Genomic DNA, 20,414 nt, shown 5'->3' on the forward strand with positions numbered 1-20,414 from the left:
ATGGTGCGTTCGCTACTTTTCCGGCATGCCTTCGCTCGAACACGAGTTCCCTCTCGACCTGATCCGCAACGTTCCGGGTTCCGCGGTCGAACTCCTCAAGGAGATCACTGGAAAGCCGTTGCCGGAGTACACCCGCGTGCGCTGCGACGCGGCCGAGGCCACCAGTACGGCCCTCAACTGCCTGACCTCGGACTCGGTGGTGGTCTGCGAACGTCCGCCCCGCCCCTGGGAGAAGGGGGAGGACCCGGTTCCGGTCCTGGGGATCATCGTCGAACCCCAGAACGGCAGGGACGACCACAAGTTCCTCAGTTGGCCCGCGTACGTGGCCAACACCCGCCTCCGCCTGAAGTGTCCGGTGGTTCTCCTGGTGCTCACCCCCACCTCGGGGCTGGCCAGCTACTTCTCCGGGGCGATCGACTTGGGCTGCGGTGAGGTACGCCCACTGGTGCTGGCGCTGGACACCCTCACGCCCGTCACGGACCCGGAGGCGGCCGCCGCCCGGCCGATACTGACCGTTCTGGGTCTCGCCAACAACCCGACCGAGGACGAGGCAGCGCTGGATGCGCTGCTCATGGCCCTGAAAAGCCTCGATGACTCGTCCTCCTCGCTGTACTCTGACTATGTGATCGCGGCTCTGTCGGCCACGGCCCGCGGATCTTTGGAGAAGCTGATGAAGCTGAAGGACTACGAGTTCAAGACCGAGATGATCGGACGCCCCTTCCGTGAGGGTGAGGCCAAGGGCCGTGAGGAAGGACGCGTCGAGGGACGCGTCGAGGGACGCGTCGAGGCGCTTCTGGGGTTCCTGGAGGCCCGGGGGATCGACGTACCCGAGGCGGCTCGGGAACGGATCACCGGTACGACCGACATCGCTGTGCTGGACGCCTTGTTGCGCAGGTCCGTCGACATCGAGCGGGCCGAGGAACTCTTCGAGGGCTAGCCGGTATGAGCTGTTAAGTCCTGCTTACGAATGAAACGTCAGACCCCTGCAACGTGTTCTGCGTTACACGAAGCCAGGATCTTGTTGCTGTATGTGCAGGTCAGGGCGGTCTTCTCTGGAAGGGTCTCACCGCATTCTGACATTTTGGTCTCACATGGTGAGACATTATTAAGTTCTGGTTGACGGGCCACCGCTCTGTCGGCCAATGTTGTCAACGTGCAGAGCAACTCCCTGATTCTCGTACTTGGTCGGCGCGCAGCCCACTGAGTTTCTTCTGCTGCGCGCCACCCCTCAACCGCCACCGGGCGGTGGGGGTTTTTTTATTGCCGCACCAAGGCCGAGAACCGGAACCACCATCCCCAGAGCTGCTGTACCGCTCTGGACCCTCGCTGAAGGATCTTGAGATGACCGAGCAGATGACCGGCGCCCAATCGCTGATCAGGTCCCTGGAGCACGTCGGCGTTGACACTGTCTTCGGGATTCCCGGCGGCGCCATCCTCCCCGCCTACGACCCCCTCTACGACTCGGCCAAGGTGCGCCACATCCTCATGCGGCACGAGCAGGGGGCCGGGCACGCCGCCGAGGGCTACGCCTACGCCACCGGCCGACCCGGGGTGTGCATGGCCACCAGCGGCCCCGGAGCCACCAACCTCGTCACGCCCCTGGCCGACGCCCACATGGACTCGGTTCCGATGGTCGCCATCACCGGTCAGGTCGCCTCCCCGATGATCGGCACCGACGCCTTCCAGGAAGCCGACATCTGCGGCATCACCATGCCGATCACCAAGCACAACTTCCTGGTCAAGGACGTCCGGGACATCCCCCGCACCATCGCTGAGGCCTTCCACATCGCCTCCAGCGGCCGCCCCGGCCCGGTGCTCGTCGACATCTCCAAGGACGCCCTCCAGAACGTCACCGACTTCGTCTGGCCCGAGCGCCTGGAACTGCCCGGCTACCGGCCGGTCACCAAGCCCCACGGCAAGCAGGTCCGTGAGGCCGCCCGGATGATCGCCGAAGCCAAGCGTCCGGTCCTCTACGTCGGTGGCGGCGTCCTGCGCGCCGGGGCCGCAGCCGAACTGCGCGTCCTCGCCGAACTCACCGGTGTCCCCGTCGTCACCACGCTGATGGCCCGCGGCGTCTTCCCGGACAGCCACCCGCAGTACGTGGGCATGCCCGGAATGCACGGCGACGTCGCCGCGGTCGGCTCCCTCCAGCAGGCCGACCTGATCGTCGCCCTCGGCGCCCGCTTCGACGACCGCGTCACCGGCCGGCTGGACAGCTTCGCCCCCGACGCCAAGATCGTCCACGCCGACATCGACCCGGCCGAGATCTCCAAGAACCGCCACGCGGACGTGCCCATCGTCGGCGACTGCCGTGAGGTCCTCGCCGACCTGGTCGTGGCCGTCCGCTCCGACCAGGAGAAGGGCCGCCAGGGCGACTACGAGGCCTGGTGGCACCGGCTCAAGCAGCTCCGTACCAGCTACCCCAAGGGCTTCGAGACCCCCGACGACGGCAGCCTGTCCCCGCAGGCGGTCATCCAGCGCCTCGGCCAGGTCGTCGGACCCGAGGCCACCTACGTCGCGGGCGTCGGCCAGCACCAGATGTGGGCCGCGCAGTTCATCGACTACGAGCGCCCCGGCTCCTTCGTCAACTCCGGCGGCCTCGGCACCATGGGCTTCTCCGTCCCGGCCGCCCTGGGCGCCAAGGTCGGCGACCCCGACCGCACGGTCTGGTCCGTGGACGGCGACGGCTGCTTCCAGATGACCAACCAGGAGCTCGCCACCTGCGCGATCGAGGGCATCCCGATCAAGGTCGCGGTGGTCAACAACGGCAACCTGGGCATGGTCCGCCAGTGGCAGACCCTGTTCTACGAGGGCCGCTACTCCAACACGGACCTGCAGACCTCGCCCAGGGACGAGAAGGTCCGCATCCCCGACTTCGTCCGGCTCGCCGAGGCGTACGGCTGCGTCGGCCTGCGGTGCGAGCGCCCCGAGGACATCGACGCGACCATCGAGAAGGCCATGGCGATCAACGACGCCCCGGTCGTCGTCGACTTCACCGTGAACCACGACGCCATGGTCTGGCCCATGGTCGGCCCCGGCGTCAGCAACGACAAGATCCAGTACGCGCGCGACATGGCGCCGAACTGGGAACACCAGGACTAGGAGAAGGCCGAACCACCATGAGCCGTCACACGCTTTCCGTTCTGGTCGAGGACACTCCGGGCATCCTCACCCGAGCCTCCGCCCTCTTCTCCCGTCGTGGGTTCAATATCGACTCGCTCAGTGTCAGCACCACTGAGTACACCGGACTGTCCCGGATGACGATCGTGGTCAACTGCGACCTCCACCCCTTGGAGCAGGTGACCAAACAGCTCAACAAGCTGGTCAACGTCGTCAAGATCGTGGAGATGGACACCACCGCGTCGGTGCAGCGAGAGCTGCTCCTGGTCAAGGTCAAAGCCGACGCGTCGAGCCGCACCCATGTGCTTCAGACGGCCGAGCTCTTCCGCGCGCACGTCGTGGACGTCAGCCCGGACGTCGTCGTCATCGAGGCCACCGGCGACCCCGAGAAGCTCGATGCCCTGGTCAAGAACCTGGAACCCTTCGGTATCCGGGAACTGGTGAAGTCAGGGTTGGTCGCCCTGGGACGGGGACCCCGTTCGATCACCGACCGCTCCCTGCGGGCGGTCGACCGCAGCGCCTGAGGTGTCGGAAACGGCACCGAGCTGAGCCCGAACTGAAAGGCTGTCCGGACACGGCCGGACGGCCCGCCCCCCGCCCCCGAAGAACGTGAGAAACAAGGAGCAACCCCAAGTGGCAGCACAGATGTACTACGACGACGCCGCCGACCTCGAGCTCATCCAGAGCAAGAAGGTCGCCGTGATCGGTTACGGCAGCCAGGGCCACGCGCACGCGCTGTCGCTGCGTGACTCGGGCGTGGACGTCCGGATCGGTCTGGCCGAGGGCTCCAAGAGCCGCGCCAAGGCCGAGGAGGAGGGCCTGCGGGTCCTCACCCCCGCGGAGGCCACCCGCGAGGCCGACGTCATCATGATCCTGGTCCCCGACCACATCCACCGCGACCTGTACGCCCAGGAGATCGCGCCCAACCTGGAAGCGGGCAACGCCCTCTTCTTCGGCCACGGCTTCAGCATCCGCTACGGCCTCGTCGAGGCCCCCGAGGGTGTCGACGTCGCCATGGTCGCCCCCAAGGGCCCGGGCCACCTGGTCCGTCGCCAGTACGAGGCCGGGCGCGGCGTGCCCTGCCTGGTCGCGGTCGAGAAGGACGCCAGCGGGCAGGCCTGGGACCTGGCGCTGTCGTGGGCCAAGGGCATCGGCGGCACCAAGGCCGGCGTCATCAGGACCACCTTCACCGAGGAGACCGAGACCGACCTCTTCGGCGAGCAGGTCGTCCTGTGCGGCGGCACCGAGGAGCTGGTCAAGGCCGGTTTCGCCACCCTGGTCGAGGCGGGCTACCAGCCGGAGATCGCCTACTTCGAGTGCCTGCACGAGCTCAAGCTGATCGTCGACCTCATGTACGAGGGCGGCATCTCCAAGATGAACTGGTCCATCTCGGACAACGCCGAGTACGGCGGCTACACCCGCGGTCCGCGCCTGATCACCGAGCAGACCCGCGAGGAGATGCGCAAGATCCTGGGCGAGATCCGGGACGGCAGCTACGCCAAGGAGCTCATGGACGAGTTCGACGCCGGTCAGCCGACCTTCACCAAGCGCCGTGAGGCCGAGCAGAACGAGCAGATCGAGAAGGTGGGCGCCGAGCTGCGTCCGCTGATGAGCTGGCTGAAGGCGTAATTCTTTGGTCCTCCGCTGGCGCTTCGGACCGTGTTCCTGCTTGCTTGGGTCCTCCGCTGGCGCTTCGGACCGTGTTCCTGCTTGCTTGGGGCCTCCGCTGGCGCTTCGGACCGTGTTCCTGCTTGCTTGGGGCCTCCGCTTCGCTTCGGCCCGTGTTCGGCGCCTTTGCGGAGGGATTCTTCGGACTCGTCTACGCCTGGCTCGTTCCTCGCTGGCGGCTTGACTCCTCCTGTAGAACCCTCCCCGGCGCTCGAACGAAAGAACACCCCCTGGGGTGAAGGCGGGTGGGAAGGCGCACCTGCTGTGGCTGAGAGGGCGGGAATGCCCTCTTCGGCCGAGGGGGAAAGGAACACCCTCTTCGGCTGAGGTGAGCGGGGGCACTCCCCCTGTGGGCTGAGGTGACAGGAACATCCCCACCGGCCGAGGCCGGTGGGAGAATCGTCGGGGCGGGGCGTGTGCCCCGCCCCGACGGCGTTCGCGGGGAGGGTGACCCTTCTTGCGCGGCGGCTACGTCCGATCCGCCCGACAGGCTTCCCTACCCCGCTAGTAGACTTTTGACCGGCCGTCAGACCCGGTTCGGGCAGCGCCTCCACCTGCGCGAACGGGTCATACCACCCGTAAAGGAACCTTTGTGACCAAACCCGTCGTACTCGTCGCGGAAAAGCTCTCTCCCGCCGGAATCGCGCTCCTCGAAGACGACTTCGAGGTCCGCCATGTGGACGGCGCCGACCGGTCCCAGCTGCTTCCGGCCCTGGCTGACGTCGACGCCCTGATCGTCCGCAGCGCCACCCAGGTCGACGCGGAGGCGGTCGCCGCGGCCAACCGCCTCCAGGTCGTCGCCCGTGCCGGTGTGGGCCTGGACAACGTGGACGTCGACGCCGCCACCAAGGCCGGCGTCCTGGTCGTCAACGCCCCGACCTCCAACATCATCAGCGCCGCCGAGCAGGCCATCAACCTCCTCCTCGCCAGCGCGCGCAACACCGCCCCCGCGCACAACGCCCTCATCAACGGTGAGTGGAAGCGGTCCAAGTACACGGGTGTGGAACTCTACGAGAAGGTCGTCGGTGTCGTCGGCCTCGGCCGGATCGGCGCCCTGGTCGCCCAGCGCCTGCTGGCCTTCGGTACCAGGGTCATTGCCTACGACCCGTTCGTGCAGCCCGCCCGCGCCGCGCAGATCGGCGTCGAGATGGTGACGCTGGACGAGCTGTTGGAGCAAAGCGACTTCATCACCATCCACCTGCCCAAGAACAAGGACACCCTGGGCCTGATCGGTGACGAGGCGCTGAGCAAGGTCAAGCCCTCGGTTCGGGTCATCAACGCCGCACGCGGCGGCATCCTCGACGAGGACGCGCTGTACCGGGCGCTCAAGGACGGCCGGGTGGCCGGTGCGGGCATCGACGTGTTCGCCAAGGAGCCCACCACGGACAGCCCGCTGTTCGAGTTCGAGAACGTCGTCGTGGCCCCGCACCTGGGTGCGAGCACCACCGAGGCGCAGGAGAAAGCGGGCACGCAGGTGGCCCGGTCGGTGAAGCTGGCCCTGTCGGGCGAGTTCGTTCCGGACGCGGTGAACGTGCAGGGCACCGGTGTCGCGGAGGAGATCAAGCCGGGGCTGCCGCTGACCGAGAAGCTCGGCCGGGTGTTCACCTCGCTGGCCGGTGCGCTCGCCGCCCGGATCGACGTCGAGGTGCGCGGCGAGATCGCCCAGCACGACGTCAAGGTCCTGGAGCTGGCCGCGCTCAAGGGCGTGTTCACCGACGTGGTCGAGGACACCGTGACCTTCGTGAACGCGCCGCTGCTCGCCAAGGAGCGCGGTGTCGAGGTCAACCTGGTCACCAGCGACGACAGCAGCGACTGGCGCAACCTGATCTCCGTGCGCGGTGTCCTGTCCGACGGGACCCGCGTGTCCGTGTCGGGTACGCTGACCGGCCCCCGCCAGTCCGAGAAGCTGGTGGAGATCAACAACTACACGATGGAGATCGGCCTCGACGAGCACATGGTCTTCCTCTCCTACGAGGACCGTCCGGGCATCGTCGGCAAGGTCGGCGCGCTGCTCGGCGACGCCGAGGTCAACATCGCCGGAATGCAGGTCATCCGGGACCAGGAGGGCGGCAAGGCGCTGATCGCCCTGACCGTCGACTCCGCGGTGCCGGACGAGATCCTCGGTTCGATCTCCGCCGAGATCGACGCGGAGATCGCCCGTCAGATCGACCTGGAGGACTAGGAGCCTCCGACAGGCACGGCCCCGCGACCCACACGGCACCAGCCGGTGGGGTGCGGGGCCTCCGTGTGTTCGGTGCGCGTCCTTCGGGCGGCCCGTGACGTCGTCGGCGGACTCCGTGGCGCCGTGGGATCACGGGATTTTCAGATCCTTCGGCAAAAGTCTTGTTTTTCCTGATTCTTCGCTTTTCGGAAAGGGTCTACTTTCGCTTTTATCGCATTGAATGCGATGCGTTTTGCCGGGTCCGATCCTTTCGCTGTTGTCGCACTGGCCTGGCCAGGGCCGGTCAGATATTGGTAAACAACGACGCCTTCCCCGTGTCCTGTGAGCGTGTTCCCGATTTCGATGGAACGCTGTTCCCACATCGACATGGATGGGGTTTGCAATGCGATTCCTGAGGCGGCGTAACGTCCTTTTGTCCACCGTTCCCGTGCTCGCCGTGTCCGGGGTGCTCGGCCTGCTGCTGGCCTACCGTCTGATCGACGTGTGGTCGGCGGCGCAGCTCCTGCTGCTGACCGTGCTCTGCGGGCTGGTGCTGCTCCTGGCCGTCCAGATCCGGCGTACCAGCGTCCAGATGCGGCAGCTGCGCCGCGGTTTCGACCGGCAGCTGCGCGAGGTCGCCGAGATCGCGGGCGAGAACCGGGCCGAGCTCTTCGGCCGGGCCGACGACCTGGCCGACCGGCTGGACGCGGTGGCCGAGTCGGTGGCCGAGCTGCGCACGGACCCCGGCGGACGGGTGTCGGACGTCCAGGTGATGGGGAGCGCTTCGGTCCCCGCCCGGGCGGCCTCGTGATGGACGGGGCCCTGGCCGAGGCCCTCCGGGCCCGCGGGCCGGGGAACCTCCTGCTCTGCCATCTCGGAGCGGGTACGGCGGGCCCCGCCCGTCCGGAGCCGCGGACCGAGGTCGTCGATCTGCGGAGCGCGGCCGGGCGTACCTTCGAGGATCCAGTCACGGGTGTCGCCGTCCTCGTGGCGACCCCGGCGGATCTGCGTGCGGCCGTCCCCCTGAGCGGCACCCTGCCGTCGGCGACCGACGTCAGGGTGGTGGTCGCGGCCTCGGCCCCGCACAGCGGACCGCCCTTCCCGGTGGTCCCCGGGCTGGGGCAGTGGGAGAGCCTGCTCGACTTCAGGGTGAACCGTCTGCCGGACCGGGGGTGGTCGTGCGCCTTCGCCTTCGCCGATCCGGTGGAGGTGCAGGTGGTCCTCCGGGCGGTGGCCCAGGGAATGGTGGGCGGCCGACGGGACCAGGCGGCGCCACAAGAGGAGTTCCCGGACGTTCCCGTGGCCGCCGGACCCAGCTGGGAGGGGTTGGGCAGCCCCGGCGCGTTGACCGGGCGCGGCACGCTGCTGGACCTGTCGGTGGAGGATGTTCCGGCGGTGGATGAGCGGGTGGTGAATCCGGTGGGGTTCTCCAGGGCGGCGAAGCCCAAGGTGGGGCGGTTGGTTTCGCGGGGTGGCCGGTGGGTGTTGTCCGTGGGCGGTGGGGTGCGTTGGCGGGTGCCGGATGACGGTGCTGTGACTGATGTGGATGTGGCTGCGCTGCGTGATCTGCGTGCGGTGCGGGTGGAGTGGGGTCGGCACAGCGGGCCGGTGGCTGCGGTGCGGGTGGTGGCCGGACTCGCCGCGGCGGGGATACCCCTGGTGAGCGGGCCGGTGCCCGGATGGGCCCGGCGCCTGGGCGGGGAACTGTCGGACCTCGTCGCCTCCGCCGAGGAACGGCGGATGGCTGACCCGCAGCTGCGGGAGGAGCACAGCATCCGGTTGCGGCGGGCGGCGCTGCGGCTGCACGGGCAGCACGCGCGGGCCCGTCGTCTCTCCTTCCGGCGGGGCACACCGATGCCCCCGGACCCTCCGGTGTCGGTGGTGTTGTGTACGCGGCGGCCGGAGATGGTGGGGTTCGCGTTGCGGCAGGTGGCCCGCCAGCGGGGTGTGGACGTGGAGGTCGTGCTGGCGTTGCACGGGTTCGGGCCGGACGCGCCGGGGGTGGCGGAGGCGATCGCGGACTTTCGGCGGAGCGGGCGCCCCCTCGTGGTGTGGGAGCCGGGTGAGGATCTGGTTCTCGGTTCGGTGCTCAACGGGGCGATCGCGCGGGCGAGTGGTGCGTTGGTGGCGAAGATGGACGATGACGACTGGTACGGGCCCGACCACCTGTCGGATCTGGTGCTGGCCCGCCGCTACTCCGGCGCCGACCTGGTCGGAACCATCGCCTCCTTCGTCTACCTGGAACCCCTCGACCGGACCGTGCGCCTGGCCGGGACCACCGAGGCCCTCCATCACAAGTCCGCCGGGGGCACCCTGCTGACGGACCGCCGGACACTGGAGGAGGTGGGCGGCTTCCAGCCGGTGCCCACGGCCGAGGACACCCGGATGCTGGCGGCGATCCAGCGCATGGGCGGCCGTATCCACCGCGGGCACGGCTGCAACTACGTGCTCCGGCGCCAGGCGTCCGGACACACCTGGGGTGTCGACGCGGGCTACTTCCTACGGCTGTGCGGGCAGCAGCAGCTCCCGGGATGGCGGCCCAGCGCGCTGCTGGAACCCGCCTCCGAGGACCTGCCGTCGACCGGGTCGGCCGGTACCTGGACGGATCTGGCCGAACTCGACGAGGGGCGGGCCCGTGCCGTGGGGGCGGTGCGGTGATCGAGACGCTGCTGGTCGAGGCGCTGCGGGCGCACGGAGCACGGACGGCCCTGGTCGGCCACGTGGGGCAGGGCGCCGCCGGGGCCGTCGAAGAGGTGGCCCGGGCGGCCGGGGTCCGGGCCCTGGACCTGGGGCCGGGCGGAGCCGGGACGGACGGTGGGCCGGGCCGGACGGTCGACCTGGTCGTGCTCGTCGCGGCGACCCCGGCCGATCTGCGCGCGGCTGTCCCCCTGAACAGCGGGCTCCCTCAGGCAGCCGCAATCGCGGTCGCCGTACTGGAAACCGCGCCGCGCCAGGGCCCACCCCTGCCCTCGCCGCCGGGCCTGGGGCAGTGGGAGGGGCTGCTGGGCTCGCGGACGCGCCGGTTGCCGGACGAGGGCTGGCTGTGGGAGTTCGCCTTCACCGACCCGGTCGAGGCGGCCGAGGTGCTGGCGGCGCTGGCACGCGGGCTGGTGGGGGGCCTTCGGAGCCCGGCGGAACCCGCACCGTCCGACACGGAGGACCGTTCGGTGGCCGCCCTGTCCTGGCGGTGTCTGGGCGAGCCGGGAGCGGTGAGCGGGTCCGTGGTGTCCCCCCGTCTGTCGGTGGAGGATGTTCCGGCGGTGGATGAGCGGGTGGTGAATCCGGTGGGGTTCTCCAGGGCGGCGAAGCCCAAGGTGGGGCGGTTGGTTTCGCGGGGTGGCCGGTGGGTGTTGTCCGTGGGCGGTGGGGTGCGTTGGCGGGTGCCGGATGACGGTGCTGTGACTGATGTGGATGTGGCTGCGCTGCGTGATCTGCGTGCGGTGCGGGTGGAGTGGGGTCGGCACAGCGGGCCGGTGGCTGCGGTGCGGGTGGTGGCCGGACTCGCCGCGGCGGGGATACCCCTGGTGAGCGCCCGACCGCCGATGTGGGCACGGCCGCTGGGAGAGGAACTCCACGACCTTCTCTCCTGGTCGCGCGAGGAGGAACTCGCCGACGAACTGCTGCGGGAGGAGCACAGCATCCGGTTGCGGCGGGCGGCGCTGCGGCTGCACGGGCAGCACGCGCGGGCCCGTCGTCTCTCCTTCCGGCGGGGCACACCGATGCCCCCGGACCCTCCGGTGTCGGTGGTGTTGTGTACGCGGCGGCCGGAGATGGTGGGGTTCGCGTTGCGGCAGGTGGCCCGCCAGCGGGGTGTGGACGTGGAGGTCGTGCTGGCGTTGCACGGGTTCGGGCCGGACGCGCCGGGGGTGGCGGAGGCGATCGCGGACTTTCGGCGGAGCGGGCGCCCCCTCGTGGTGTGGGAGCCGGGTGAGGATCTGGTTCTCGGTTCGGTGCTCAACGGGGCGATCGCGCGGGCGAGTGGTGCGTTGGTGGCGAAGATGGACGATGACGACTGGTACGGGCCCGACCACCTGTCGGATCTGGTGCTGGCCCGCCGCTACTCCGGCGCCGACCTGGTCGGTTGTGCGACGGAGTACCACCACCTGGAACCGCTGGGCGTCACCGTGCGGCGACTGGTCCCCTCCGAACGCTTCGCCCGGCACGTGACCGGCGCCGCGATGCTGACCGACCGCACGGTCCTGGAGGAGGTCGGCGGTTTCCGGCCGATGGGGCTCGGTGAGGACAACGCCCTTCTCGACGACGTACGGGACATGGGTGGTTCGATTTACCGCACCCACGGTCTGGGATGCGTCATCCGTCGCAGGAGAACGGGCCACACCTGGCACGAGGCGCCCGGCTACTTCCTGCGGGAGCCCCAGCGCCAGTGGCGTGGCTGGCGGCCCAGCGCTCTGCTGGAGCCCGATCCCGGGGACGTGCCGACCACGGAACCCGACGCCACGGCACCGGAGACGACGACACCTGACCCGACAGCACAGGGGAGCGACCGATGACGCTTGTCCAGAGCGGCCCCGTGCGGACGCTGTCCGCCCCGCGCCCGCTCATCCGCCGTAACGACTATTCGGTGTTGGAGCCGCCGCTGTTGGGGGAGTGGCGGCCCGAGCTGTCGGTGGGCGTGGTCATTCCGGCCTACGGCGGGCAGGAGAAGCTGGATCTGACCCTGGCGTCGTTGGCGGCGCAGAGTTATCCGGCTGACCTGATGGAGGTCGTGGTGGTGGACGACGGCAGTGATCCGGCGCTGCGGCTGCCACCGATCCGCCCCGAGCACACCCGGATCGTGCCGAGCCTGCCCGGTGGCTGGGCGCGCGGACACGCGGTGAACTCCGGCGCCGCGGTCTCCGACGCCGACGTGCTGCTGTTCTTCGACGCGGACATGATCGCCTTCCGGGAGCACGTCGAGGCGCAGATGCGCTGGCACCATCTGGCCGACTACCTCGCCGTCACCGGCCATCTGCGCTGCGTCGACCACACGCTCGGGGAGTTGGAACCGGCCGGGGTGCTCGACGCGGTGCGCCGGGGGGAGCCGGAGGCACTGGTCGATGGGCCGGGCGAGGAACTGGAGTGGCTGCGCCGCGCCTACAGGCGGACCAAGGGTCTGCGTACCGTCGGCCACACGGCGTTCCGCTACTTCATCGGTGGTACCGGGTCGGTGCGTCGCACGTTCTTCGAGGAGTCCGGTGGGGCCGCGGCCGAACTGGTTCTGGGTGAGGACACCCACCTGGGGTACCGGTTCGCCCAGCACGGTGCGGTCTTCGTCCCCGAGACGGAGGCCGGCAGCTGGCACCTGGGCCTGCCGCAGATGGAGAGCCGCAGGGAGGACGGAGTCCGGTTCCGCCGCCCCTTCGTCGGGACCAGGCTTCCCCTCATCGGGGAGCACCGGGCCCTGCCGGGCCGGCAGTGGCAGGTGCCACGGGTCGACGCGGTGGTCGACGCCACGCGGGCCCGGTTCGACGAGGTGGCGGAGACGGTGGACGCACTGCTGACCGGTGAGGTGTGCGACCTGCGGATCCGGTTGGTGGGCGAGTGGTGGCGGGTGACACCCGGGCGGCACGCGGTCCTGGACGACCCGGCGGTGCACGTACGGCTCCTCCACGAGAACTACCGGTGCGAACCGAGGGTGGAGTTCGTGCAGGCCGATCCCGAACCGGATCCGGAGGTGCCCTTCCGGCTGCTGCTCGCTCCCGGTCAGGCCCCGGCCCCGCAGGGGGTGCGCCAGATGATCGCGAAGGCGGACGAGGCGAACGCGGGGCTGGTACGCGCCACCGCGCCCGGTGACGACCTGGGCGGGCCCCGGCTGGAGCGCACGGCGGCCTTCGCCCGCGCCCGACGGCTGGGGGCCGGGGAGGCCGACCTGGAGGCCGTGGTGGACGAGGTCTTCGGGGTGCACTGGGTCGACGGCGAGTCGGTGCTGTTCACCCCGGAGGAAGAGGTGGAGGAGCCCCCGCCGGACTGGAGGGTGCTGTTGGAGCGGGCCCAGGCCAGGGTCGAGGCGCACCGGGCCCGGGCCGAACGGCTGGAGGGCCGGTTCCGCTGGTTGACCAGGAGTCGCACCGGCCGGCTCCTGCGCCGGATGATCGGTTGAGGACGGGGGCAGCGCATGGCGAGCAAGGACGCACGGGGCACGGGGGCCGTTTTCGGGGCGCCGACGGGGATGGGGCCCGGCAGGCAACCCAGGCTGTGCCGTAACGACTATTCGGTGTTGGAGCCGCCGCTGTTGGGGGAGTGGCGGCCCGAGTTGTCGGTGAGTGTGGTCATTCCGGCCTACGGCGGGCAGGAGAAGCTGGATCTGACCCTGGCGTCGTTGGCGGCGCAGAGTTATCCGGCTGACCTGATGGAGGTCGTGGTGGTGGACGACGGCAGTGATCCGGCGCTGCGGCTGCCACCGATCCGCCCCGAACACACGCGCCTGGTCCTCGCTCCGGAAGAGGGTTGGGGGCCGGGGCACGCGGTGCGGACGGGGGTGGCGGCCTGTACGGCACCGGTCGTGCTGCGGCTGGACGCCGACGTGGTCGTCGGTCGCCGACACGTCGAGGCGCAGATGCGCTGGCACCACCTGGCCGACTACCTCGTCGTCATGGGCCGGGTCGTGTACAGCGAGGATCCGGGCACCGGGCTCGCCCCCGCCGAGGTGTACGAGCGCGTGCGCCGGGCGGAGACGGCCGACCTCCTGGACCAGGGCTCGGCCGACATGGCGTGGATCACCGAGGTGCTGGAGCGGACCGACGGTCTTCGGTCGGCGGGCCACCGGGCCTGGGAGGTGTTCACGGGGGCCACGGCCTCGATGCCGCGAGAACTGTTCGAGGCCGCCGGCGGCACGTCGCCGGACCTGGTCATGGGGGAGGACAGCGAGCTCGGGTACCGGCTCTCCCAACGGGGCGCGGTGTTCGTCCCCGAACACGTGGCCCACGGCCTGCACCTGGGACGGCCGACGACGGAGCGGCGCCGGGAGGAGGCGGCGCGCTACCGGCGCCCCTTCGTGGAGAACCGGCTGCCCCGGCAGTACACCCGCCGCAGGGCCCCCGGCCGGACCTGGCAGGTGCCCTTCGTCGACGTGGTGGTCGACACGGTCGGCCGCCGGTTCGACGACGTGACCGAGACAGTGGACGGGCTGTTGGCCGGTGACGTGGCCGACATCCGGATCACTCTGGTGGGCGACTGGCGGCTGGTGGTGCCGGGGCGGCACGCCACGATCGACGATCCGGCGGTGGACGTGCGGCTGATCCACGAGAACTACCGGTGCGAACCGAGGGTGGTCTTCGCCGGGGCCGAGCCGGAGACCGATCCGGACGTGCCCTTCAGGCTGCTGCTGTCGCCCGGGGTGCGCCCGAGTCGGAGCGCGGTGCGCGCCCTGACGGGGGCGGCGGACCGGGAGGGCGCCGGGCTCGTCCGGGTGCCGGGTGCGGGTGGACGGTCCCACCCCCTGAGGTTGGAGCGCACGGCGGCCTTCGCCCGGGCACGACACCTGGGAGCGGGCGCGGCGGATCGCGACGCCGCCGTGGCCGAACTGTGGGGTGTCCACGTGCTGGACCGCTCCGAGGTCCTCGCCGCCGAGGAGGACGGGGAGAGGCCGCCGAAGGGCTGGCACAGGAAGATGCGCAAGGCGGAGCGGGACGCGGAGCGGTGGCGGAAGGAGTCCGACAGGTGGGAGCGGCGGATCCGGGCGCTGACGCAGGGGCGCTGCGGGTGGCTGCTGCTCTGTGGTCTCCGGAGCGGCACGCGGGGTCTGCGGAGGTGAGCGCGGGCGACTAGTCCGTTAAGTCGCTTTGTTTGCGCCGCTGTGAACTGAGGAAACATAAATCAGTCTCACTATGTGATATGTCCTGGCCAGATAGTTGGACATCCGATATTCTGTCGTCCTAAGAGTCAGTGGCATCGGCTCCACCGCCGGATGCCGCCGTTTCCCGCTTCGCCGGCCCCACCGGGCCCGCGCCGGGGTGGGTAGTCCTCTTTCGTGGCCACCGCCGCCCACGCGGCCAGCGCGCCGCCCGGGACCACCGGGCCCCGTGGTCTGGCCTCTCGTTTCCTGAGCTCCGCGGCCGTTTCGTACGCGCCGCCGGTCACGTACCGCACCCGGAGGATCACATGTACGACATGATCGAGTACCCGTCCACGCCCGACTCCGAGGACGAGATCGCCCGCGCTCTCCAGGACGCGATCAACCGCCGCGACTAGGGGGCGGTTCGCGCCCCTTTGTCCTGGACGGGAGGTGGGGCGGCGGTGGCGGTCCTCGGAGGCCGGTACAGTTGTCTCACCTACTGTTCATCTGATCTCGCCATTTGAGAAGTCATGGCGGGGTCACATCTGAGTTAGAGGCAGTCCGTATGGCAGCGCGCACCGTGAAACTGGCCGTCATCCCCGGTGACGGGATCGGCTCCGAGGTGGTCGCCGAAGGCCTCAAGGTGCTGGAGGCCGCGTCCTCCCAGTACGACCTGGCCATCGAGACCACCGAGTACGAACTGGGCGCCAGGCTCTGGCACCGCACCGGTGAGACGCTGCCCGACTCGGTCGCCGCCGAACTGCGCCGGCACGAGGCGATCTTCCTGGGCGCGGTCGGCGACCCGTCCGTCCCCAGCGGGGTCCTGGAGCGCGGCCTGCTGCTCCGCCTGCGGTTCGACTTCGACCACTACGTCAACCTGCGCCCCGTGCGCCTCTACCCCGGGGTGGAGAGCCCGCTGGCGGGCGTGGCCCCCGAGGACATCGACATGCTGGTCGTGCGCGAGGGCACCGAGGGCCCCTACGCGGGCGCCGGCGGCGTCCTGCGCAGGGGCACCCCGCACGAGATCGCCACCCAGGACAGCGTGAACACCCGCTTCGGTGTCGAGCGCGTGGTCCGCTACGCCTTCGCCAAGGCCGCGGAACGCCCCCGCCAGAAGCTGACCCTGGTGCACAAGGACAACGTCCTCACCTTCGCCGGCGAGCTGTGGCAACGCACCGTCAAGGAGGTCGGGGCCGAGTACCCGCAGGTCAGCGTGGACTACTGCCACGTCGACGCCGCCGCGATGTTCTTCGTCAACCAGCCCGGCCGCTTCGACGTGGTCGTCACCGACAACCTGTTCGGCGACATCATCACCGACATCGGCGCCGCCATCACCGGAGGCATCGGCCTGGCCGCGAGCGGTAACATCAACCCGGACAAAACCTTCCCCAGCATGTTCGAGCCGGTCCACGGTTCGGCTCCGGACATCGCGGGCCAGGGCAAGGCGGACCCGACCGCCACGGTGCTCTCGGCCGCGACCATGCTGGACCACCTGGGGGTGCCCGAGGCCGCGCGCCGTATCGAGGATGCGGTCTCGGCGGACCTGAAGACCCGCGCCCAGGACGGCGCGGTCCGCTCCACCTCCCAGATCGGCGACGACCTCGCCGCGCGAGTAGCCGAGCAGGGCTGACGCGACCACCGTCGGCCCTGCCCCTTCGAGGCGCGGCCGACGGCGGGAGCCGGCGGTGACCACCATCGGGCGCGCCTGGAGACACTCCAGCGCGCCCGCTGTCCGTCCGGCTCCGGTCTGGCACCGGGGGCGCTCTTCCGACACACTGGATCCCAGGTCGGCGGCGCTGCCGACCCGTTGCACCCGAGAGGACCACCGACAACATGAACAACAACACCACCACCACTGGGTTGACGTTCGACATCCAGCTCTCCGACCGGCGGAAGACCCCGCAGGAGCGCGAGGCACTGCTGGAGAACCCCGGGTTCGGTCAGGTGTTCACCGACCACATGGTGAGCATCCGTTACACGGAGGGCAAGGGCTGGCACGACGCCAAGCTGGAGCCGTACGGTCCGCTGAGCCTGGACCCGGCCACGGCCTCCCTGCACTACGCCCAGGAGATCTTCGAGGGGCTCAAGGCCTACCGCCACCCCGACGGCTCGCTGGCCTCGTTCCGCCCGGAGGCCAACGCGGCCCGCTTCAACCGCAGCGCGGCCCGGATGGCCATGCCGGAGCTGCCCGAGGAACTCTTCCTCAAGTCGATCGAGCTCCTGCTCGAACACGACGGGGAATGGGTTCCGACCAAGGAGTACTTCAGCCTCTACCTGCGGCCGTTCATGGTCGCCACCGACGTGGGCCTCGGGGTCAACAACCCCTCGCGCAGCTACGTCTACCTGCTCATCGCCTCGCCGGTGGGCTCCTACTTCTCCGGCGGCGTCAAGCCGGTGACGGTCTGGCTGTCCAAGGACTTCACCCGTGCCGCCCCGGGCGGCACCGGGGCCGCGAAGTTCGCGGGCAACTACGCCGCGAGCTTCCTCGCCCAGGCCCAGGCGGTCGAGAAGGGCTGCGACCAGGTCGTGTGGCTCGACGCCCGCGAGCACCGCTGGGTCGAGGAGATGGGCGGCATGAACCTGTGGTTCGTGTTCGGCGAGGGGGAGAACGCCCGCCTGCGCACGCCCCCGCTGACCGGCACCCTGCTGCCGGGCATCACCCGCGAGTCGCTGCTGACCCTCGCCCCCGACCTGGGCATCCCGGCGGAGGAGAAGCCGCTGTCGATCGAGGAGTGGAAGGCGGCCGCCGAGTCCGGTGAGATGACCGAGGTCTTCGCCTGCGGCACCGCGGCCGTGATCACCCCGGTCGGCCGGGTCAGGAGCGACGAGGGCGAGTTCACCGTCGGTGACGGCGAGCCCGGCCCGGTCACCATGCGCCTGCGCGAGGAGCTGGTGGGCCTGCAGACCGGCCTGCGCAGCGACAAGTACGGCTGGATCACCCGCTTCTAGCCCGAAACCGGGCTTCTGGGAACCACGCGAGCCGAGGACCCGGCAAGGGCCGCCACCGAGACCCGGTGGCGGCCCTCCGTGTGTCCTGCCCGCTGGATATCCTGCTCCGGCCCGCTCCGCACCCCGTCATCCCCTTCCCCCGAGGAGCCCTCCGTGCCCGAACCCACCGCTTCCTCCGTCCCCGGGAGCGACGGACCCGCCGCCTCCGCGGCGGACGAGAAGACCGCGCCCCGCACACCCTTCTCCTGGCCCGCCCGAGTGGCCCTGGTGGCCTCCGCCGGACTGGTGGTGGGCGGTGCGGCTTTCACCGCCACCGAGGTGGCCGCCGCTCTCTCCCCGCCCGGCCCGGCCCGGAGCGTGGCCGAGAACGAGGACGCGAGTTCCTCCGAACGCCGTACCACCCCGCTGACCGGTACCGCCGAGCCCGAGGACCCCCAGCACAAGGAGGAGGCCGAGGGCGAGCAGGCGGCCGAGCACGCCGCGGACACCCCGGATCAGGCTTCAGGGCAACAGGATTCGGGCGGCGCCACGCCCCCTGAAACCGGCGGAGGAGCCCCGGGAGCCCTCTCCGAGGGCGACCCGGGGTGGGTCGACCCCCGCGAGGAGATCCTGGAGGAGATGCTCAACACCCCGCAGGAGCGCCCGCCGATGGAACCGCAGATCACCCAGGAGGAGCTCGACGCCCTACGGGAGGCCGAGGAAGCCGACGTGGTGGTGCAGGTGCCCGAGTTCGACTACTCGGAGTTCCACGAAGTGGCCCCTGACGCCCGGTAGCCCCTGACAACCGCCCCCGGCCCACGTCTCGCGAAGCACGAAGGGCTGCCCGGAACCACTGGGCGGCCCGCACCGCTTTCTGGGTGCCGGGCTGCACTTTTGTCCGTTCTAAGAAATTTTCATCTCGCAGTGTGAGACATATGGGCCCCGAACTGCGTCTCTCCGCCGCCCGTGTGGCACACTGGCCGCATGCTGTCCCAGGTACTCATTATTTTGGGGCGCGCTGGCTGACGACTTCCCGCGTACCGCAGGGAAGAAACCGGACCCTGCCAGCGCGCTGACCTCTCGTGTCCACGAGGGGTCTTTTTTGTTGGCCGGGCCCGCCACACACAGCATCAACCGGGAGTTCCACCCATGAGGAACGACAGTTTCCACGTCTTCGACACCACGCTGCGCGACGGAGCCCAGCGCGAGGGGATCAACCTCCGGGTCTCCGACAAGCTGGCCATCGCGAAGCTGCTCGACGATTTCGGAGTGGCGTTCATCGAGGGCGGATGGCCCGGGGCCAACCCCAAGGACACCGAGTTCTTCCAGCGGGCTTCACAAGAGCTCACGCTGGAGCACGCGCGACTCACCGCCTTCGGCGCGACCCGCCGGGCCGGTGTGAGGGCCGCCGACGACCCCCAGGTGGCCGCACTGCGCGACAGCGGCGCGTCGGTCGTCACTCTTGTCGCCAAGAGCGACGACCGACACGTCGAACGTGCCCTGCGCACGACCCTCGACGAGAACCTCGCCATGGTCGCCGACACCGTTTCGCACCTGTGCGAGCACGGGCAGCGCGTGTTCGTCGACTGCGAGCACTTCTTCGACGGCTACCACCACAACCCCGAGTACGCCCTGTCCGTGGTCCGGGCCGCCGCCGACGCCGGCGCCGACGTGGTCGTCCTGTGCGACACCAACGGGGGCATGCTCCCCGCCGACGTCACCCGGGTGGTCACCGAGGTGCTGGAGGCCACCGGCGCCCGCCTGGGCATCCACGCCCAGGACGACACCGGCTGCGCGGTCGCCAACACCCTGGCCGCGGTGGACGCGGGCGCCACCCACGTCCAGTGCACCGCCAACGGCTACGGCGAGCGCGTGGGCAACGCCAACCTCTTCTCCGTGGTCGGCGCGCTCACCCTCAAGCGGGGCCACGAGGTCCTGCCCGAGGGCTGCCTGGCCGAGATGACCCGCGTGGCCACCGCCATCGCCGAGATCGTCAACCTCGCCCCCGACACCCACCAGCCCTACGTGGGGGTGTCGGCCTTCGCGCACAAGGCGGGGCTGCACGCCTCGGCCATCAAGGTCGACCCCGACCTCTACCAGCACACCGACCCCGAACTGGTCGGCAACCGTATGCGGATGCTCGTCTCCGACATGGCCGGGCGCGCTTCGATCGAGCTCAAGGCCCAGGAGCTGGGGCTGGACCTGTCCGGCGACAAGGCCCTGTCCGGGCGGGTCGTGGAGCGGGTCAAGGGCCTGGAACTGTCCGGTTACAGCTTCGAGGCGGCCGACGCCTCCCTGGAGCTGCTGCTGCGTGAGGAGCTCGGCGAACCGGTCCGCTACTTCGACACCGAGTCCTGGCGCGTCATCACCGAGCGCCGCCCGACCGCCGGGACCAGCCCCCTGTCCAGCGACTACGAGAGCCTTTCCGAGGCCACCGTCAAGCTCCGGGTCAAGGGCGAGCGGGTCATTGCCACCTCGGAGGGCAACGGTCCGGTCAACGCCCTGGACCGGGCGCTGCGCAGTTCGATGGAGAGCGTCTACACGGCCCTGGCCGGACTGGAGCTGACCGACTACAAGGTCCGCATCCTGGAAGGCTCCTCGGGCACCAACGCGATCACCCGGATCCTGGTCAGCTTCAGCGACGGCAACGAGGAGTGGACGACCGTGGGCGTGGGGCCGAACGTCGTCGACGCCTCCTGGGTCGCGCTGGAACAGGCCATCACCTACGGGCTCCTGCGCCAGGGCTACCCGCAGGGCTGAGCC

At 70.1% G+C, this 20,414-nt stretch carries 15 protein-coding genes; 14 read left to right on the forward strand and 1 reads right to left on the reverse strand.

All coding sequences use genetic code 11. The features are described from left to right. Positions 1-25 precede the first annotated feature (25 nt). From ACUKCB_RS26250 to serA, 5 genes are all read left to right on the forward strand, one after another. Positions 26-937: a hypothetical protein gene (locus ACUKCB_RS26250; protein ID WP_473038213.1), complete on the forward strand. Its 912-nt coding sequence runs from the start codon at positions 26-28 to the stop codon at positions 935-937. Between the two features lie 404 nt (positions 938-1,341). Then, a complete protein-coding gene (locus tag ACUKCB_RS26255) occupies positions 1,342-3,102 on the forward strand; it encodes an acetolactate synthase large subunit (RefSeq protein WP_473038214.1) in 1,761 nt (586 codons plus the stop codon). A gap of 17 nt (positions 3,103-3,119) precedes the next feature. Beyond that, positions 3,120-3,644, forward strand: coding sequence for an acetolactate synthase small subunit (gene ilvN, locus ACUKCB_RS26260; protein WP_473038215.1), 525 nt, complete (start codon positions 3,120-3,122; stop codon positions 3,642-3,644). Between the two features lie 109 nt (positions 3,645-3,753). Then, a complete protein-coding gene (gene ilvC, locus ACUKCB_RS26265) occupies positions 3,754-4,749 on the forward strand; it encodes a ketol-acid reductoisomerase (RefSeq protein ID WP_473038217.1) in 996 nt (331 codons plus the stop codon). A gap of 631 nt (positions 4,750-5,380) precedes the next feature. Beyond that, positions 5,381-6,970, forward strand: a complete 1,590-nt coding sequence (gene serA, locus ACUKCB_RS26270) for a phosphoglycerate dehydrogenase (protein ID WP_473038218.1) — start codon at positions 5,381-5,383, stop codon at positions 6,968-6,970. A gap of 140 nt (positions 6,971-7,110) precedes the next feature. Here serA and ACUKCB_RS26275 read toward each other — a convergent pair whose 3' ends face one another. After that, positions 7,111-7,338, reverse strand: coding sequence for a hypothetical protein (locus tag ACUKCB_RS26275; protein WP_473038219.1), 228 nt, complete (start codon positions 7,336-7,338; stop codon positions 7,111-7,113). 44 nt (positions 7,339-7,382) lie between these two features. Here ACUKCB_RS26275 and ACUKCB_RS26280 point away from each other — a divergent pair, with 44 nt between their 5' ends. The 9 genes from ACUKCB_RS26280 (at position 7,383) to cimA (ending at position 20,411) form a co-directional block, all read left to right on the forward strand. Further along, positions 7,383-7,760: a hypothetical protein gene (locus ACUKCB_RS26280; protein WP_473038220.1), complete on the forward strand. Its 378-nt coding sequence runs from the start codon at positions 7,383-7,385 to the stop codon at positions 7,758-7,760. Next, entirely contained in the window at positions 7,760-9,607 is a 1,848-nt protein-coding gene (locus ACUKCB_RS26285; RefSeq protein WP_473038221.1) for a glycosyltransferase family 2 protein, read from the forward strand. The genes ACUKCB_RS26280 and ACUKCB_RS26285 overlap by 1 nt, the downstream gene beginning before the upstream one ends. Next, entirely contained in the window at positions 9,604-11,460 is a 1,857-nt protein-coding gene (locus tag ACUKCB_RS26290; RefSeq protein WP_473038222.1) for a glycosyltransferase, read from the forward strand. Before ACUKCB_RS26285 ends, ACUKCB_RS26290 begins: the two co-directional genes overlap by 4 nt. Beyond that, a complete protein-coding gene (locus tag ACUKCB_RS26295; protein WP_473038223.1) occupies positions 11,457-13,049 on the forward strand; it encodes a glycosyltransferase family A protein in 1,593 nt (530 codons plus the stop codon). The genes ACUKCB_RS26290 and ACUKCB_RS26295 overlap by 4 nt, the downstream gene beginning before the upstream one ends. A 15-nt stretch (positions 13,050-13,064) precedes the next feature. After that, positions 13,065-14,702 (forward strand): glycosyltransferase family 2 protein, encoded by a 1,638-nt coding sequence (locus tag ACUKCB_RS26300; RefSeq protein ID WP_473038224.1) that lies wholly within the window; start codon positions 13,065-13,067, stop codon positions 14,700-14,702. A 586-nt stretch (positions 14,703-15,288) separates the two neighbouring features. Further along, on the forward strand, positions 15,289-16,353 hold the full coding sequence (locus ACUKCB_RS26305) for a 3-isopropylmalate dehydrogenase (protein ID WP_452547262.1): 1,065 nt from the start codon (positions 15,289-15,291) through the stop codon (positions 16,351-16,353). Positions 16,354-16,556: 203 nt separating this feature from the next. Continuing rightward, on the forward strand, positions 16,557-17,672 hold the full coding sequence (locus ACUKCB_RS26310; RefSeq protein ID WP_452547263.1) for a branched-chain amino acid aminotransferase: 1,116 nt from the start codon (positions 16,557-16,559) through the stop codon (positions 17,670-17,672). Between the two features lie 153 nt (positions 17,673-17,825). Beyond that, positions 17,826-18,446, forward strand: coding sequence for a hypothetical protein (locus tag ACUKCB_RS26315; protein WP_473038225.1), 621 nt, complete (start codon positions 17,826-17,828; stop codon positions 18,444-18,446). A gap of 354 nt (positions 18,447-18,800) precedes the next feature. Next, positions 18,801-20,411 (forward strand): citramalate synthase, encoded by a 1,611-nt coding sequence (gene cimA / locus ACUKCB_RS26320; protein WP_191274204.1) that lies wholly within the window; start codon positions 18,801-18,803, stop codon positions 20,409-20,411. Positions 20,412-20,414: the final 3 nt, after the last annotated feature.

The sequence above is a fragment of the Nocardiopsis moroccensis genome, assembly GCF_055763695.1.

Bases quoted from the DNA above. Each gene is read 5' to 3' on its own strand.
- ACUKCB_RS26250 (WP_473038213.1), top strand. From the start codon at position 26: ATGCCTTCGCTCGAACACGAGTTCCCTCTCGACCTGATCCGCAACGTT.
- ACUKCB_RS26255 (WP_473038214.1), top strand. From the start codon at position 1,342: ATGACCGAGCAGATGACCGGCGCCCAATCGCTGATCAGGTCCCTGGAG.
- ilvN (WP_473038215.1), top strand. From the start codon at position 3,120: ATGAGCCGTCACACGCTTTCCGTTCTGGTCGAGGACACTCCGGGCATC.
- ACUKCB_RS26275 (WP_473038219.1), bottom strand. From the start codon at position 7,338: ATGTCGATGTGGGAACAGCGTTCCATCGAAATCGGGAACACGCTCACA.
- ACUKCB_RS26285 (WP_473038221.1), top strand. From the start codon at position 7,760: ATGGACGGGGCCCTGGCCGAGGCCCTCCGGGCCCGCGGGCCGGGGAAC.
- ACUKCB_RS26295 (WP_473038223.1), top strand. From the start codon at position 11,457: ATGACGCTTGTCCAGAGCGGCCCCGTGCGGACGCTGTCCGCCCCGCGC.
- ACUKCB_RS26300 (WP_473038224.1), top strand. From the start codon at position 13,065: ATGGCGAGCAAGGACGCACGGGGCACGGGGGCCGTTTTCGGGGCGCCG.
- ACUKCB_RS26305 (WP_452547262.1), top strand. From the start codon at position 15,289: ATGGCAGCGCGCACCGTGAAACTGGCCGTCATCCCCGGTGACGGGATC.
- ACUKCB_RS26310 (WP_452547263.1), top strand. From the start codon at position 16,557: ATGAACAACAACACCACCACCACTGGGTTGACGTTCGACATCCAGCTC.
- cimA (WP_191274204.1), top strand. From the start codon at position 18,801: ATGAGGAACGACAGTTTCCACGTCTTCGACACCACGCTGCGCGACGGA.